Origin of the sequence: Bacillus sp. L75, from assembly GCF_003676355.1 — a bacterium.
GTDB classification, from domain to species: Bacteria; Bacillota; Bacilli; order Bacillales; family Bacillaceae; genus Bacillus; species Bacillus velezensis.
Window position 1 is genome coordinate 1 of sequence record NZ_ML064978.1, and the last position, 268, is coordinate 268.

Below are 268 nucleotides of genomic sequence, written 5' to 3' on the forward strand. Positions count from 1 at the left end.
GCACACCTTGTTTTTTTACCGTACAAGGGAATGAGCTGGCATTTGATATCCTTCCTAATGAAGCTTACCCAGTAACATTTGATTACTTTGCCAAGTTCACACCACTAACTGTATTAAACCAAACCAATATAGTTATTGACAAGTACCCTAATATTTATTTATTCGGCGCACTAAGCCAGGCATTTTTACGCGCTCAAGATACAGAACAATACATTATTTACACTGATAGATTTACTGTTGCTATTGAGTCTGCCAACCTATCAGAGCT

The 268-nt window shown here is 37.3% G+C and carries 1 protein-coding gene; it reads left to right on the top strand.

The window, feature by feature from the left end; translation table 11 throughout:
- Nucleotides 1-268, top strand: a 268-nt coding sequence (locus D5S11_RS20130; protein ID WP_206504740.1) for a phage adaptor protein, incomplete at both ends; no start/stop codon positions are given.